Annotated in this window: 13 protein-coding genes; 5 read left to right on the plus strand and 8 right to left on the minus strand. The window is 54.9% G+C overall.

Annotated features, from left to right (window positions below; genetic code table 11):
* Position 1 precedes the first annotated feature (1 nt).
* The 3 genes from IAE27_RS04755 to IAE27_RS04765 are packed head-to-tail and all read right to left on the minus strand — an operon-like array spanning position 2 to position 2,918.
* Positions 2–1,540: an FGGY-family carbohydrate kinase gene (locus IAE27_RS04755; protein WP_108703840.1), complete on the minus strand. Its 1,539-nt coding sequence runs from the start codon at positions 1,538–1,540 to the stop codon at positions 2–4.
* A 20-nt stretch (positions 1,541–1,560) separates the two neighbouring features.
* Positions 1,561–2,112, minus strand: coding sequence for a glycerol-3-phosphate responsive antiterminator (locus tag IAE27_RS04760; RefSeq protein WP_004102232.1), 552 nt, complete (start codon positions 2,110–2,112; stop codon positions 1,561–1,563).
* A gap of 14 nt (positions 2,113–2,126) precedes the next feature.
* Positions 2,127–2,918 carry a class I fructose-bisphosphate aldolase gene (locus IAE27_RS04765; protein ID WP_004102230.1) on the minus strand — a complete coding sequence of 264 codons (792 nt, stop codon included), beginning with the start codon at positions 2,916–2,918 and terminating at the stop codon, positions 2,127–2,129.
* A gap of 809 nt (positions 2,919–3,727) precedes the next feature.
* On the opposite strand from IAE27_RS04765, the gene ecpA reads away from it, so the two are divergent.
* Genes ecpA through IAE27_RS04790 form a run of 5 tightly spaced genes read left to right on the plus strand, consistent with a single transcriptional unit; the run spans position 3,728 to position 9,879 of the window.
* Positions 3,728–4,315 (plus strand): common pilus major fimbrillin subunit EcpA, encoded by a 588-nt coding sequence (gene ecpA, locus IAE27_RS04770; protein WP_004102228.1) that lies wholly within the window; start codon positions 3,728–3,730, stop codon positions 4,313–4,315.
* 49 nt (positions 4,316–4,364) lie between these two features.
* Positions 4,365–5,042 (plus strand): hypothetical protein, encoded by a 678-nt coding sequence (locus IAE27_RS04775; protein WP_077267736.1) that lies wholly within the window; start codon positions 4,365–4,367, stop codon positions 5,040–5,042.
* 10 nt (positions 5,043–5,052) lie between these two features.
* Positions 5,053–7,599 (plus strand): TcfC E-set like domain-containing protein, encoded by a 2,547-nt coding sequence (locus IAE27_RS04780; protein WP_200092037.1) that lies wholly within the window; start codon positions 5,053–5,055, stop codon positions 7,597–7,599.
* Position 7,600: 1 nt separating this feature from the next.
* Positions 7,601–9,199 carry a fimbrial protein gene (locus IAE27_RS04785; RefSeq protein WP_224261189.1) on the plus strand — a complete coding sequence of 533 codons (1,599 nt, stop codon included), beginning with the start codon at positions 7,601–7,603 and terminating at the stop codon, positions 9,197–9,199.
* 11 nt (positions 9,200–9,210) lie between these two features.
* Positions 9,211–9,879, plus strand: a complete 669-nt coding sequence (locus tag IAE27_RS04790) for a molecular chaperone (protein ID WP_142475086.1) — start codon at positions 9,211–9,213, stop codon at positions 9,877–9,879.
* On the opposite strand, the gene IAE27_RS04795 is transcribed toward IAE27_RS04790, so the two are convergent.
* The 5 genes from IAE27_RS04795 to IAE27_RS04815 form a co-directional block, all read right to left on the minus strand.
* Entirely contained in the window at positions 9,869–10,012 is a 144-nt protein-coding gene (locus IAE27_RS04795; protein WP_004102219.1) for a hypothetical protein, read from the minus strand. The two genes, IAE27_RS04790 and IAE27_RS04795, sit on opposite strands and share 11 nt — an antisense overlap.
* A gap of 245 nt (positions 10,013–10,257) precedes the next feature.
* Positions 10,258–11,178 (minus strand): carbohydrate kinase family protein, encoded by a 921-nt coding sequence (locus IAE27_RS04800; protein WP_004113185.1) that lies wholly within the window; start codon positions 11,176–11,178, stop codon positions 10,258–10,260.
* Positions 11,175–12,545, minus strand: coding sequence for a hypothetical protein (locus IAE27_RS04805; protein ID WP_017145836.1), 1,371 nt, complete (start codon positions 12,543–12,545; stop codon positions 11,175–11,177). The genes IAE27_RS04800 and IAE27_RS04805 overlap by 4 nt, the downstream gene beginning before the upstream one ends.
* 77 nt (positions 12,546–12,622) lie before the next feature.
* Positions 12,623–13,642: an ABC transporter permease subunit gene (locus tag IAE27_RS04810; RefSeq protein ID WP_070557642.1), complete on the minus strand. Its 1,020-nt coding sequence runs from the start codon at positions 13,640–13,642 to the stop codon at positions 12,623–12,625.
* Positions 13,629–15,161, minus strand: a complete 1,533-nt coding sequence (locus tag IAE27_RS04815) for a sugar ABC transporter ATP-binding protein (protein WP_200092039.1) — start codon at positions 15,159–15,161, stop codon at positions 13,629–13,631. The genes IAE27_RS04810 and IAE27_RS04815 overlap by 14 nt, the downstream gene beginning before the upstream one ends.
* Positions 15,162–15,170 lie beyond the last annotated feature (9 nt).

Genomic DNA, 15,170 nt, shown 5'->3' on the forward strand with positions numbered 1-15,170 from the left:
CTTAATGCGTGATGTAGTTACTGCAGCTTTTCCACGGAGACTGCATTTCCGATAGCAGGTTTTTGTAAAGCTGATACTTATCCTGATAGACCTTGTTGCTGTCCGGGTCCGGTGTAACCGTTCGCGAAACGTGAACCATCTCATTTGAGGCGGCAAAGACGTCATCAAACCAGCCAACCATTACTGCGGCGGTCATCGCGGTGCCCAGCGTGCCGTGCTCTTTCACGTCGACAATCTCCAGGGTGGACTGGAAAATGTCGGCGAATATCTGCAGCCAGACCGCTGAGTTAGTCACGCCGCCCGCAATCCGGATGGTGCGGCTGAGCTGCGGGTTAATATTGCGTAACCGTTCGGTGTGATACAGGTGGCTGAAAGCAACCCCTTCATATATCGCGCGTAAAAAATGCGCTTTTTTGTGGAAACTATTCAGGCCGATAAACCCCGCAGAGGCGTCCGGGATGGTGTTGGAACCGAAGACAAATGGGAAGAACAGCAGGTGGCTCTCCGCGGGCGTGGTTGTGGAGACCAGTTCATTGCACAGATCGTAGACTGACGATCCCTGCGCAGCGGCGGAGATGCGATCGCTCTCCATAAAGTTATTGATAAACCACTCCAGATTACTGGCGGAGGTGGGGCTTGCCTCGGTAATTAACCATTTGCCCTCAATCGGATAAATCGAGGTCATAAAGAGATCCTGGTCAATAACCGGATGGTCGGTCACGTATTCGTTAATGCTCCATGTTCCGGTAATAATTGCCAGCTTATCCAGGGTATTGATACCGGATGCGACAGATGACGCCGAGATATCAAACACCCCGCCCGAGACCGGCGTTCCGGCACACAATCCGGTGAGCTGTGCGACGTCTTCGGTAATGTAGCCGCAGCAATCGGTGGAGAGCTTGATGGGCGGAAGCTTATCGCGCAGATCGCCGAGTCCCCACCAGGCCAGCAGCGAGGCGTCATAGTCGCGGTCGCGAACGTTGATCAGGTTGGTTCCTGAGATATCGGTAAGTTCGAGAAAAGCTTCGCCGGTCAGATAAAAACGAATCAGATCTTTGACCATGAAAATGTAGCGCGCTTTACACAGCGTTTCAGGCTCGTTCTCTTTCAGCCAGGCGAGGAGGGCGACGGGCTGCCCGGCCCAGATAGACTGCATAGTTTTGGGCAAAATATCGCTAATAAACGTCGGGTCGCGGTACCACTTTTCTACCCAAGACTTAGCCCGGCTATCGGTGGAGATAATTCCGTTGCGCACCGGGGCACCGGTTTCATCCACCATATAAAGCCCGTTGCCGTGACCGGTTACCGCCACGCCTTTGATTTGGCTGGCGTCGATACCCGACTGCGCGATGGCTTTTTTAATGACTTCGACGTTAGCCGCCCAGAGTTCGTTGATATCCCGCTCGGTATGAAATTCCTTCGGGGTCAGCATTTGCGTTGATTTCGACGCGCTGGCCACCACGTTGCCGGCGCGATCGTAAATCGCCGCTTTTGTAACGGTGCCGCCGTTATCAATGCCCATGACATAGTGTTGTTTCATTCGCGTGGACTCCTTATGAGTTACCATAAACCGGGTTCGCTGGTGGTAATGCCTTTAAATCCGGCATGGAAAATTTTATCTACAAGGTATTTCCGCTTAACAAAGCCTCCGGCGATGAATATCACATCAAAGCCTTTTAAATTCCGGCTAATCAATTCCAGACACTGGCAGGCATATTCAGCAGGTAAGATTTCAATAGCATCTGGCGGGTTATGCTTAACAATATCGATGGAGTGATCCAGCGAGCGCGAGTCGATGAGCAGTACCCGAAAGATAGTTAACAATCCCTCTTTTTTGGCATAGCGTAGGGCCGAGAGATTGGACGAAATAACACCATCAACCTTGTAGTAATTTTTGAGCAAACTAATACCCGCCTGGTCAGGTTTAAAACCACCCAGTAGCTCGAGGTGAATAAGCACTTTCTTGCCACTCTGATGACATTTACCGATCAACGATTGCAGATTGCCAATATTCGCTTCGGATAACAGTACGTATTCTGATGCGCAGGCCAGCGCCTGTTCAAAATGTTTATATTTTCTGATTGAAGGAATGATGGTGTTATTTAAGAGCATATTAATATCCGATGTTATTTAGCCATATAGAGGCTGTAGGCATCTTCCGCTGTCGCATTTTCATGGATGATGGCATTCAGACCTGCTACTACTTTTGCCGGCTGTGGGTCCTGAGTGATATTGCGACCCACCGCCACGCCTTTTGCACCAACCTGCATGCAGTGATGAACAAATTTAAAATAACCGTCAATCCCGGTTTTCGGCCCGCCCAGCGCCAGCACCGGCACGCCGGCCGCTTCGACGATAAGCCGGTCGTCCTCGGTGCCGGTGAAGCGGGTTTTGATCACGTCAGCCCCAAGTTCAACGGCAATGCGGGCAGAGGCGGCGATAACGGCCGGATTGTTGGAGTCGTCGCTAGTGACGGGATAGCCGTACGGCAGGGATTCCACGATCAGCGGTACGTTCCAGCGGTCGGCGGCCTGCGCCAGCTGCATCGCCATGATATGCGTTTTCTCCTCATTGAACGCGCCGGGAAAAGTCATGCACACCACGCCTTCCGCCGCCACTTTCAGCGCGTCCTCAATGGAAAATACGGGGGTGGTGTCGGGAACGGTATTGTCAAAAATACTCACTGTGCTATCGACGCGTAATACAACGGGGACGCAATTGAAAACTTCACGGAAATTTTTCAACATGCCCCAGGTCACCAGCGCGCAGTCCAGACCGCTGTCGACGAGGGCCGGGAGCTGGTTTATCGTATTATCAATACCATTAGTTTTGGTCGAAAAATAGTAGCCATCCAGCGCCAGAGTGACTGATTTACCATCTTTTGCGAAAATGCGAGAGAGACGACGTTCTTTAGACATTTTTGACTCCTGAGATAGAAAAAAAACAAAAAGGCCCTCAGAGACTTTCGTCTCTGAGGGCCTTCGATTCACTTACCCTTTTGATAATCGTTCAGCTACCCAAACCATTATCAATTAATTTTTTCAGCCTTACGGGTGGGGTTTAAATGGTGTTTAATTTAAATCCGTTCCCTTGCTTGAATTAATTACTAGCATGTCTGAGTTCTTTCTGTCTAGCCATTGTTGATAAACTGAGATGCCTGTCACAAATCCGGGTTGAGTTTAAACTTATCGGTACTGGCGAATGGGTTGTTGTACTGTTCTTCGCCAGCGATATTTATGATGAGAGCCTGCTGGAGGAAACTTTCAGGGGATATATTTACACCGGGAAATGTTTACCTGATTCATCATTCGGCTATTCCTTCATTTTTTTCTACTGAACTCAGATTGAAAACGATCCCTGTGCGCTGTTTCTGTTGGTCGACGCCGTGTTTTATCCTGGGGTCTGCGATGATTCGCCAATGGTCAGGAGAAAAGTCTTAAACAGATTATTTTAAAACCACGACAGATCATCCTCTCAGTTTCCTTTTACTGAATGTAATGACGATTATTCTTATTTTTGACAGCAATAGACAGCTGCCTGTCGGGAATTTATACTTCGCCGCATTGAAATTTCAATATACATTTAGCTCGGCGTTTGTCGAATGTCTTCAGCGCTGCAGCGTCGTTTTAATAGCCCGTTATTAATCTTATTTTGCTCTCGGGGCAAAATATCTCTGTGGCGGCAACGCCAAAGCACTACATCTGGAAATGTTTATTAAGGATATATAATGAAAAAGTCTCTTCTGGCAGCATGCGCGACGTCCATTCTTTTTTGCTCCGGCGCCATGGCTGCGGACGTAACGGCTTCCGCAACGGCAAGCTGGGATGCTTCTGCAACAAAAGATACCACCAGCCTGTTGGTCGTTACGCCGCTGCGTTCCGTCTCTTTTGAATATGCCGAAGGTCTGAAAGCGTTTAATTCACAGGATGGGGCGTTTGATATTACCATTCAGGGGCAGGAGAACGCGTCCGATTTCGTTTTAACCTCTCAACTGGTGACCAACACGCTGACCCGCGCTACGGATAACTCAACGCTGGAAATTGGCGTGGCATGGAACGGTGAGAAGCTGTCCAAATCCACGCCGGTGAAAATGATGGATATTAGCAATAATATTACCGCTGGCCTGGAAGCGCTGATCGCGGGATATGCTGATAAAGATAACCGCACCAGCACGCAGAGCGCCTTCCTGTTTACCGTCGATTCCGCTACCTCAAATGGTACCACCGCGACGCCTTTCGCTTCCCTTGCCGACGGCTACTGGAGCGGCGATGTGAAGGTGCAGTTTACCGCCGAGTGGACGCTGTCTCAGAGCTAATATCGCCTTTCAATATGCCAATAAGGAGGGGTCGCCCTCCTTTATTTTAATGATGAAAAAATTATACCCATTTTTATTTCTGCCGCTGTTAATCAGCGCTAGCGCGGCGGCGATTGGCGTTGGGGAAGTAACCTCCATTATGTTCGCCAATGACCAGATGCTGGCGAAAGAGATCGATAACGCCAGCGACTCGGCGCGGTTTGTTAGCGTCAGCGCCCACCGCCTCTCTACGCCGATGGCAGGGGGCAAAATTATTCCGATGGAACAGCCCGGCGAGTTGCTTTCTACCCCGGCAAACGTGATTCTTCCCGCCGGCGCCAGAGAACATTTCCGCTTTATTTATCATGGGCCTGAAGATGATAAAGAGCGCTATTACCGGCTGTCGTGGCTGGATGAACCGGTGAGCGATCATCAGGCCAGCAGTAATTCACGTCACGGTATGGCGACAACCTCAGCGCAAATTAACACCATTCTGGTGGTGGCGCCGCGCAAGGCAACATTTAACTATCAGCATCGCGGCGATACGGTGACGAATACCGGCAATGTGACCTTCCGGGTTATTTCCTATGGGCCCTGTAAAGATCCTGAAAAAAACAAAGGCGAGGGCTGCCGTGAACGTTATTACGTCATGCCCGGACTTAGCGCAAAAATAACGCATACACAGGTCGCGAATAAACAGACGCGAATCGGTATCTGGCACGAAGGTAAATATATTCACGTCAAATAGAGAATTACAGATGTCAGGATGGTTATTCAGAAAAGGAATGCTGCTGCCGGGAATATGTCTCGTCTGTACCGTCGATGCTTCAGCCAACGAAAGCGCGGGCAGAGCGACGCTGCTGCGGGTGGGGGATTATGTTATTCCGCCCGTTTTTGCTGATGCGCTTAAGCAGGGGATGCGGGTACCGGTTTTTATCCGCTACAAAGAAGCGGAGCTGCCGTCGCGCAGTCGGCAAAAAATCGCCGATGCGCTGATTGCGACCAAGGACGGGGCGCTGACGATCCGCGAACTGACGCTGCTCTCCACGCCGGATAACCTGTCGCTATCTGCGCCAGTAGAGGAGATTGTCAATGGTCTGCAGGACCAACAATTTTCTGCGGATATGACGCTGCGTTTCTCCGGCGCGGCGCAGATCACTTTCGACGTCCGGGCATTTTACCTTGAAATGATCGTCGATCGCAGCGCGCTGGCGGCGACGACGCTTGCCAGGCACAGCGTTTTGGGCGACTCAACCGCCGGTGCGCCGTCGAACGTGCTCAATTATACCTTTGGTACTTATCATCACCGTTATAACGGCTACGACGGCACCAGCAGCTACCTGACGCTGGATAACACCGCGGCATTTCGCGAGCACCACGTGAATATCAACGGCTCTTTCTACGGTATCGGCTCTGGCGACAGCAGCGGTAACCTCTACCGGGCGATGTATGAGCGCGATATGGCAGGCCAACGCCTGGCGTTGGGAATGGTCGATACCTGGAATCTACAATCTATCGCCAGCATGAGCGCGCTGAATTCCAGCCGCATCTACGGCGTGAGCTATGGCAATAAAAGCAACTCGCGCCTTGAAGATACCGCCCTGTCCCTGACGCCGATTACCGTCTTTTTACCGGCGGCGGGCGAAGTGCATATTCTGCGCGATGGCAAATTACTGAGCATTCAGAACTTTGCCATGGGCAGCTACGAAGTCAATACCGCAACGCTGCCGTTCGGCATATATCAGGTTGAGGTGCAGGTTGTGATCAACGGCAAAGTGGCCAGCAGCCGCACGGAACAGATTAACAAAACCTACGCCCGTCGCTCGAGCGTCACCGAGCGCTGGTCGTGGCAAGTATTCGGCGGAATGCTCGAATACCATAAAACCGACTATCGACCACAACATGCCCGGCGCGAGGGGAAGCAGGAAACCTGGCTTAGCGGCGGCGCGGCGGCGGTCACGCTGCCCTGGCTCGCCGGGACTGGGTTTAAAACCACGCTATACGGTTTCGACAGTAACGCCGTAAACGAAAGCGAAGTGGATGTGTTGTTCAACGAACGTCTGCGGGTTAATCAGCAGGTTTTGCTGGCCAACGACGGCAGCAGGAAAAGCATCACCACCCTCAATCTGAGTCTGCCTACGGGCTATGGTTCAATTTGGGGTTCGCGAGAATTTACGCATATTGGCAATCACTTACCGCTGCGCAAAGGGGATTACTTTACCTGGGGGACAACGCTGCCGCTGCAATCGCTGACGCCCTACCTCGGCACATTGACCTTCAGCCGTACGGAAAACTACAGTAACAAAACGCGTTATAACAACCTTGATTACTCGCAGACGCTGGCGTCGGGGCGCTACGGTACCGTTACTCTGAGAACCGGGGTGCAGAATTACCACTATCAGCGCAACCAGGACACCACGCGGGATAAATACATTAACCTCGATTTATCGTTGCCGCTGGCGGCGTGGTTCAGCGCCGGGGTTTCCAGCGAAAACGGCAACATGCTGGCGAATATGGCGCTCAGAAAACGCTTCGCCGATAGCGCCATCACTCAGGCGGGCATCTCAGCTTCCCGGCGGTTAAAAAGCAAAGAGAGCGAGAGTTACCGCAGCGATAAACGGGCGATCAATGGTTTTGCCAGCTACGACACTAAATACAGCAGCGGCACGCTATCCGCCACCCATGCTTCGGATAACAGTACCAACCTCAATTTCAGTACCCTGGGCAGCGTCGCCTGGACCGGAAAAGATGTTGTTCCGGCCAAAGGAAGCCATACATCGGGGGTGCTGATCCATACCGATTTCCGCGACAACGCCACTATGACTGCCAAAATTAACGGCCAGCATTACCCGCTCAGCGGCCAGAAAAACTTTATTCCGCTGCCCGCCTATGGGCGCTACAGCGTGGAGCTGATGAATGACAAACGCAGCGCCGATAGCGTGGATATCGTCAGCGGCAGAAGCCATCAGGCGGTGCTGTATCCCGGTAATGTGGACGTTATTCGTCCGGAGATAAAACAGCTGGTTACGGTGTTTGGCCGCATTCGGCGCGATAACGGCACCGTCGCCGCCCACCTCGATATTCATAATCACATCGGCAAAGGGCGCACCGATGGACAGGGAGAATTCGCCATGGATGTTGATAAACGCTATCCGACCATCACTCTGGTCGAAAAAAACGGACAGCGCTGCGAGCTGGAGCTGAATCTGCAGGAAGCGCGCGGCGCGGTGTGGATGGGGGACCTGCAGTGCGAGGCGCAGATGCGTATGGCGGCACAGGGGGAGGGGCAGCGTGACACCTGGTAAACTGATTTGCGGCCTGGCGCTGGGCGCTTGCCTGGCGACCACGTCATTCCAGAGCCTGGCGGTGAACGCCAGCAGCAGCGGCTCGGGGAAAAATGACTATATGTTTATTGAAAACCATGTCGATAACGAATATTTCGTTACCCCCGGCAGCCTGGACCCGCGCTTTTCCGGCGCAAACGTCTGGACCCGCTACTCGACGAAGCAGCGCAGTCTGGGCTATATGGGCTACGTCAGCTGGAGCTATCGATCCTACTACTACGATATGTGGTTGTCGGACTCGCCGGTGAATTCACCGTTTATCGGCATTCGCTGTATGACTACCGGCGCCGACTGCCCGTCGCAGGGCTATATTTCCGGCGAGGTCATTGATAGTGAAGGTTTTTATCATACGATGTCCGGAAGCTCTTTGAACAATGGCGGAACCGGCTACGCCACGTTCTCCCCGGCAATGTATGAATATCTGCGCAACCGTCAGCCTGGCGAGAGCGATGCCTTTGTGCTCAATCTTTGTTACACCAAAACTAATTACGATGCGGCATCCGGCCAGCGCTGTCGGGATCTCGCCTCGGGCGCGACGTGGCGTTATTACACCATCAATGCCACTAAAGTCGGGCATTTAACGCTGAACAGCACCGGCGCGCTGGCGGAAATCTGGATTGCCAGCGACGGCACGCCCAGCGTCAATATCGGTAGCGAGCACTGCGAGGTCAGTATCGTCGGCGGCGAAAGTGGGATGACCTGTAAAATGGTGTCGTATCGCTATCGTCAAACCAAGCGGGTGACCTCTTCTCTGTCATTTGAAATGGTGGTCGATACCGCCAGGCTGGGCTTTAGTCCGGCGTCTAAAACCATCAAATATAGCGGCAATGGATCCACCTGGTATAACTGGAGCGCTTCCACTACCTATAGCAACGTCTTTACCCCCGAAGGCCAGTACGTTTATGTGTTCCTCTCGAAAACCTTTTTCCAGAACTTGATCCAGCGCGGAATTAGCATTACCAATAACGACGATTTGTTTACCTTCTTCTTTGATAACAGTAACACCGCGCAGTCCGGGTTCTATCAGTTTACGGCGTCGAGCATGATCAATATTCTGCCGAAAGAGTATGGGATCAGTATTGTGTCCACGGACGGCAATGCTGCGCCGAAAGAGTCGGGCAATATCGGCGACCCGACGCCGATCGGCTTTGAATATCAGGTAACCGTCTCCTCCGAGCGTATGGCGGACGCGGTGACGGCTCAGGTGATCGGCGAAGGCACCTCTATTGATGGTGTCTCATACTGCCTGTTTACGTCGCAAGAGGGCGGCTGGCAGGTGCCGATCCCGGCCTTTCTCTCCTGGACGGCATCCACCGGAGAAACCCGCACCAGCCGCAATAGCTGCATCGATGCGGAGATCGATATGACCGCTGCGCGCTGGACGCAAACGCCGTGGAATGCGGCAATTGATGACGGCTACTATTTCACCACCCGCCTGCAGCTGCTGTTTCCGATGGACGATCCGCGCTCCAGACGCACTCTCGACGGCAGCGACTGGATGGGAACGGTGAACGCCAGCGGCGAGGTCAGAGTGACCGCCAAATGGCTGGGCGTCGAGTGAGAGGCAGATTAATGAAAGCCGCTGCTATGCTGCTGGCCGCGTCGCCGCTGGCGGCGGCAGGGGCGTTTTTTAATGCCGTCGTGTATGAGATACCCTCCGACCGGGCCTTTATCTCGCAGCCGCTGTATAACGACACGCCGCGTAATAATATGTACTCCATCGCGGCGTGGAAAATTGCCAAACCCGGCGCGGGGAATGAACCGGTTCTGCCTAATCAGGGCGAACTGCTCTACGCCCCGCTGCGCTTCCATTTACCGCCGGGAAGCAGTGAATATTTCCGTCTCTATTACAAAGGCCCTGAAGATAATCAGGAGCGCTATTATCGCGTGGTATTCAAAGAGACGCCGGTGACGCTGATACCTTTCAGGACGACGCCGCAAAAGATGGATGTGCTGCCGGTGGTAGCGATGAGCACTATTCTGGTCGTCAGGCCGCGTCAGCAGCGCCTGGAGTGGCAGATAGATGAACGCCAGGGGGAGATTTACAATAGCGGAAATACGTTTTTTCGGGTGATTGTTCACCAGGGGTGCGCGGGGAGTGATGAACGCGCCACGCAGCTGTATCTGCTGCCGGGCGAACGCTATCGCGACGCGGCTCTGGCAGGGAAAAACAGAAAATTCGTGGTGGCCAATCAGCGCTACTTTCCGTTGGGGAAGGCGTGCCCTGATGCTATTCAGTGAGCAACAGGGATTCGACCATCAGCTGCGCCAGCAGCAGCAGCAGGGCAATCAGCGCCAGCCATTTCGCGGGACGAAGCTTATGCTCCGGAATAGAGGTATTACGTAAGCGCACGAGCCATGGAGTATTTTTCATTATTGACGTCCTGTCCCTGATGTCTGTCAGCGAGATCGGCAGAAAATAGATCACGATCTAATTGTCTGATATTAATGGATTAGTAGGTAATAACCCATGATTAAATGAAGCTGGTTTAGCTTTCATTCAATAATTGGGACATAAATCATATCCACAATAAATAAAGATGATGGTCCATCCATAAACGCTATTTTCAGACCATCATCCGGTCGCCTGTGGTTTACAAGGGTTGGCGTCCTCCGTCTTCAGAGCTCATGGTCCCACGGCGGGTTAGCCCCCGGCCTGGAGACCGTCACCGCGGCGGCGCGCATACCGAGATCGACCGCGCGTCGCACCTGTTCTCGTGACAGTGTCACTAATTTAGGCTTCTCAAGGAGTCCGGCTTGCGAAAGGCTGGCGAGAATACCGGCATTGACCGTATCCCCGGCGCCGACGGTATCGGCAACCGTTACGCGAATCCCTGGAACATGAAGATGGAAATTAGCGGTCCAGGCATCGGCGCCGTCAGCCCCGCGGGTGACCACGATAAGCTTTGGTCCCAGAGCAAGCCAACGGCGTATGACCGCGTGTTCTTCGCCGGGTTCGGCAAACCACGCGAGGTCCTCATCGGAAAGCTTGACGATATCCGCCAGAGCAATCATCCGCATCATGCGCGCCAGGTGTTTCTGCCGGTCCTGGATGAAGATTTCACGAATATTGGGGTCGAGGAACATCACCCGGCGCGGCGCCTCTCTTACCATCAGCGCTTCATAAACGCTGCCGCACGGTTCGGCTATCAGGCTGATGCAGCCGAACAGGACGGCAGATACGTCATCACCGAGCGTCGGCAGGTCGCTTTCAGTCAGCATTCTGCCGGCGCTATTCTCATCGTAAAAGGTATAGCGCGCCTGTCCGCCTTCCAGCCTGACAAAGGCCAGCGTGGTCGGTAGCGGCGCGCGGGTTGAGGGCGAATAATCCACGCCGGAGGCGTCAAGCGTGTGGCGCAGCATGTCACCCATAAAATCGTCCGATAAACCGGAAAACAGCGCGACCGCCATCCCCTGGCGCCCCAGGGCGATGGCGGTATTGAACGCCGCGCCGCCGACGCAGGGCGTAAAGGCGGGAGCATTTTCACGGCTCCGGCAGGGCAGCATATCGATCAGGGCTTCTCCGCAGCAAAGGATCATGGCTTTTCCTCCCGGCTCACCGCGACCTGCGGCGGCGTTTCCAGGCCGTCGGCTACCTGCATCCAGTTGTCAGCGAATATCCCGCAGGCGGTCTTGATATCGACCCCGACCGGGAGCTCCGGACACTCGTTTTCCCCGTTGCTGCCCCAGTTCACCCAACCGGACTGACGGCGCTGGACTATCTGAAACGCGCCGGAGGGGCGGGAGGTCCACCAGATCATCGCCCGGCCGCTCGCTGAATCGTACTCGACGGTTTTACTGGCTGGTCCCGGGAACACGGTTTCATCCGGCACGGCGGAAACGTTGACGGGAGAATCAGTCAGGCGCCATTCCCGTTCATTCAGGTCGGCGCGAACGTGCGCCCGGGCGCGCACAACGCCAAGCCTTTCGCGGATTTCAGCTTCATCCAGCACGTTTTCCCAGCGGCAGAACATTCGCCAGTAAAGATCCCAGTGAGCGGAGGCCATATCGGCGAGCTGTTCGCGGAATTCGGCAAATTTCGGGCTCTGGTTTTCAGAGGTGGTAACGGTATGAGCCACCATGGCGACCAGCTCTTCGGCGTAGGGGTCGCCTGCGCGATAGCGGGTACCGCCGTAGGCCGCGAAGCGGTCAAACAGCAGTTTTCCCGGACCGCTTTCAAACTCGTCGCCGACGGTGATCTTGTTGGTGACCGAACGCCCGTTGATGACCGTCGAAAAGTCATCCACCCCGTAGCGCCGCTGAAACCACGGGGTATTCCAGCTGAACTTCCAGTCGATGGTGAAGTGCTTACCGCGTAGCTCCGCTAATAACCCATCGGGGATCGTGCCGTGCATGCGATAGTGATGATAGACCGGGCCTTCCTCAACAATTTCAATATCAACGAGGGTATGTTCCGGCGGGTTAATCAGCCCATTTTCCGGGGTAAAGAACGGACCGTAAAAACCGCCGATGGCGTTATTCCCGGAAGGAAGCAGCTCGACATTGTCCTGCAGACAGCGAAAATGGCGCAGCCCCCACTTGGATGAACCCACGCCCTGGGCGGTTCCCCGACACATTTCCAGATCGAAGCAGCCGGTATTGAGGCGGACAAAACAGTCTTTCTCCCGGCCAGGCAGGCGGTGGATACCAGCGACTTCACCGACTTCAGCCGCCGTTAACGGCCGCTCAAGCCGCATCCGGAGCGTGCCGCTGAAGCTTACCGTAGCGATAAAGGCGGTACTGTTTTGCGTCGACTCATGAGTGAGGCGCTGGCAAAGGATCCGCTGGTCCTCGCTGGTGATTGCCCACCACAGGGGCTCCTGCAGTTTCTCCGGGAGAGTAAACGTAATCGGTTCGCGATCCCGGGTAGCGTTCATCGGGTCCGTCAGCGTAATGTGATATGTCATGGGCGTAGACTCCATTAAAATTTAAGCATGCGAAGACCCGCCGCCAGCGCGGCGGATAAACAAAGCGTCAGGGAAAGCTAGCGGGTACGGGCGATCTCTTTTTTCCGCCAGAAGGTAAACAGTTCCGGATGCTGCTTCAGTCCGTCAATCGCCACGGCAAGAATGATGACGATGCCTTTAATCAATAGCTGGGTGAAAAAGGGGACGCTCAGCAGAATCAGGCCGGTGCTGAGCACGCCGAGAATTATCGATCCAATCAGGGTGCCGATAATTCGCCCGCGTCCTCCGGCGAGGCTGGTGCCGCCCAGCACTACCGCCGCAATGGCGTCCAGTTCATATCCCGTACCCGCCGTAGGCTGGGCGGAAATGACCCGGGCGGCGAAGATAATGCCCGCCAGACCCGCGCAGACGCCGGCAATCATATAAACCGCCGCCAGTACGCGTTTTACCCGGACGCCGGCCAGGCGCGCGGCCTGGGCGTTGCCGCCGACGGCATAGATATGACGACCGAACCGCGTGCGCTCAAGAATGAACCACGCCAGCAGATAAACCACCAGCATAATAATGACCGGAACAGGGATGCCGGCGAGATAGCCATTCCCCAGCTCGCGGAAGCTCAGGCTACTCGATACAATAGGTTGCCCTTCGGTAATGGTGTAGGCCATCCCGCGCAGGAAGGTCATTGTGCCGAGAGTGACGATAAAGGGCGCAAGAGCGAGATAGGCGGTGAGCACGCCGTTCAGCAGACCGCAGAGCGCGCCCACGCCCACGCCGGCCAGAATCGCCAGCGGCGCAGGGATCCCGGCCATCGCCGCAACCACCGAGATCACGCCGGAGACGGCGACGATAGACCCGACGGACAAATCAATTCCGCTGGTTAAAATGACGAAAGTCATGCCCGCCGCCAGAATAGCGTTGACGGAAATCGAGCGGGCGATATTCAGCAGATTATCGACGCGGTTAAAGTTTGGCGCAAAGGTCGACATCAGGATCAGCAGCACCAGCAGAACGATTAAGATCCCCACCCGATCCCACCATTTCGCAAAATCAAACGGCGCTTTGACCGGCACTTCCGTCACAGGTTTATTGTTGTCCATGGCATTCTCCGGATTGACTGGTAAAGGTTCCTGTTGCGTGCAGCATCACTTCTTCTTCCGTTGCTGAATATGAGGGTAACTGGTGAACGATTCGGCCGCCGCGCATAACCAGCACGCGGTCGCTGATGCCGATGGCCTCCGGTAAATCGGAGGAGATCACCAGAATGGCTTTCCCGGCGCGGGCGAGTTTGTCGATCAGTTCGTAAATTTCCCTTTTGGCGCCGATATCCACGCCGCGGGTCGGTTCATCGAGGATAAGCAGCCTCGAATCGCGCAGCAGCCAGCGCGCCAGCGCCGCTTTCTGCTGGTTTCCGCCGGACAGGGCGCTGACGGGCAGTTCGACCGCATTTTCCCGCAGCCGTAACCGGCGCATCTGCTCAAGGACGGCGGCGCGGATGGTTTTGCGTTTAACCACGCCGCTGGCGACAAAGTTCTCCAGCGAGCTGATATCAATGTTGTGCTCAACCGAATGACCCAGAAACAGGCCCTGGGTTTTGCGGTCCTCGGTCACCATCCCGATTCCGTCGGCAATGGCGGCGGTGGGATCTGACGGCTGGCTTACCTTGCCGTTAATACGTACGCTTCCCTGGGTGCGGGGGTCGGCGCCGAATAACAGGCGGGCCACTTCGGTTCGGCCAGAGCCAACCAGCCCGGACATGCTGACGACTTCGCCCGCTTTGACCTCAAAGGAGACCGGGCCGGTTGCGCTACCCGCCAGGTCCGCGACCTCCAGCAGTACTTTGCCGGGCGTACGCGGTTCGTGCTGATAGAGATCGACGATTTGCCGGCCGACCATCATGCGTACGATATCGGTGGTCGAGACGCTGCTCAGGGTTTCCGTACCGATCCACGTACCGTCCCTGAACACCGTGACCCGGTTTGCCAGCTGCCATACCTCTTCCATGCGGTGCGAGATGTAGACCATCCCGACCCCATCCTGACGCATCTGCTCGATCAGCCGGTAAAGCTGGAGGGTCTCCGCCCGCGACAGGGCGGCGGTCGGCTCATCAAGTACCAGTACTTTTGCGTTTTCACTGACGGCGCGGGCGATCTCGACCATTTGCTGACGTCCGATGCTCAACGAGCCGAGCGGCGCCTGCGGGTTGATGTCCGCGTTAATCCGGTCCAGCTTCTCCCGGGCCTCCCGGAGCATCCGTTTGCGATCGAGAATACCGGCGAAAGAGGTCGGTTCCTGGCCGAGAAACAGATTTTCCGCCACCGTCATATCGGGAACCGTATTCAGCTCCTGATGGATGATGGCGATGCCATATTTGCGCGCATCTCTTGGCGTGCGAATATCAATCTCCTGCCCGTTGATATAGATCGCGCCGCTATCGCGCTGCTCGTTTCCGGAGAGGATCTTCATCAGCGTGGATTTACCCGCGCCGTTTTCCCCCATCAGGGCATGGACCTCTCCGGCGAATAAATCAAAGCGTACGTTGTTCAGCGCGAGGGTCGCGCCGTAGCGTTTTGAAATCCCTTCCAGCCTGAGCAAGGGGGGTGAAGTGATGTCGGCCATTGTCTTTGC

This window comes from Klebsiella sp. S69, assembly GCF_016516145.1.
Classification (GTDB): Bacteria; Pseudomonadota; Gammaproteobacteria; order Enterobacterales; family Enterobacteriaceae; genus Klebsiella; species Klebsiella oxytoca.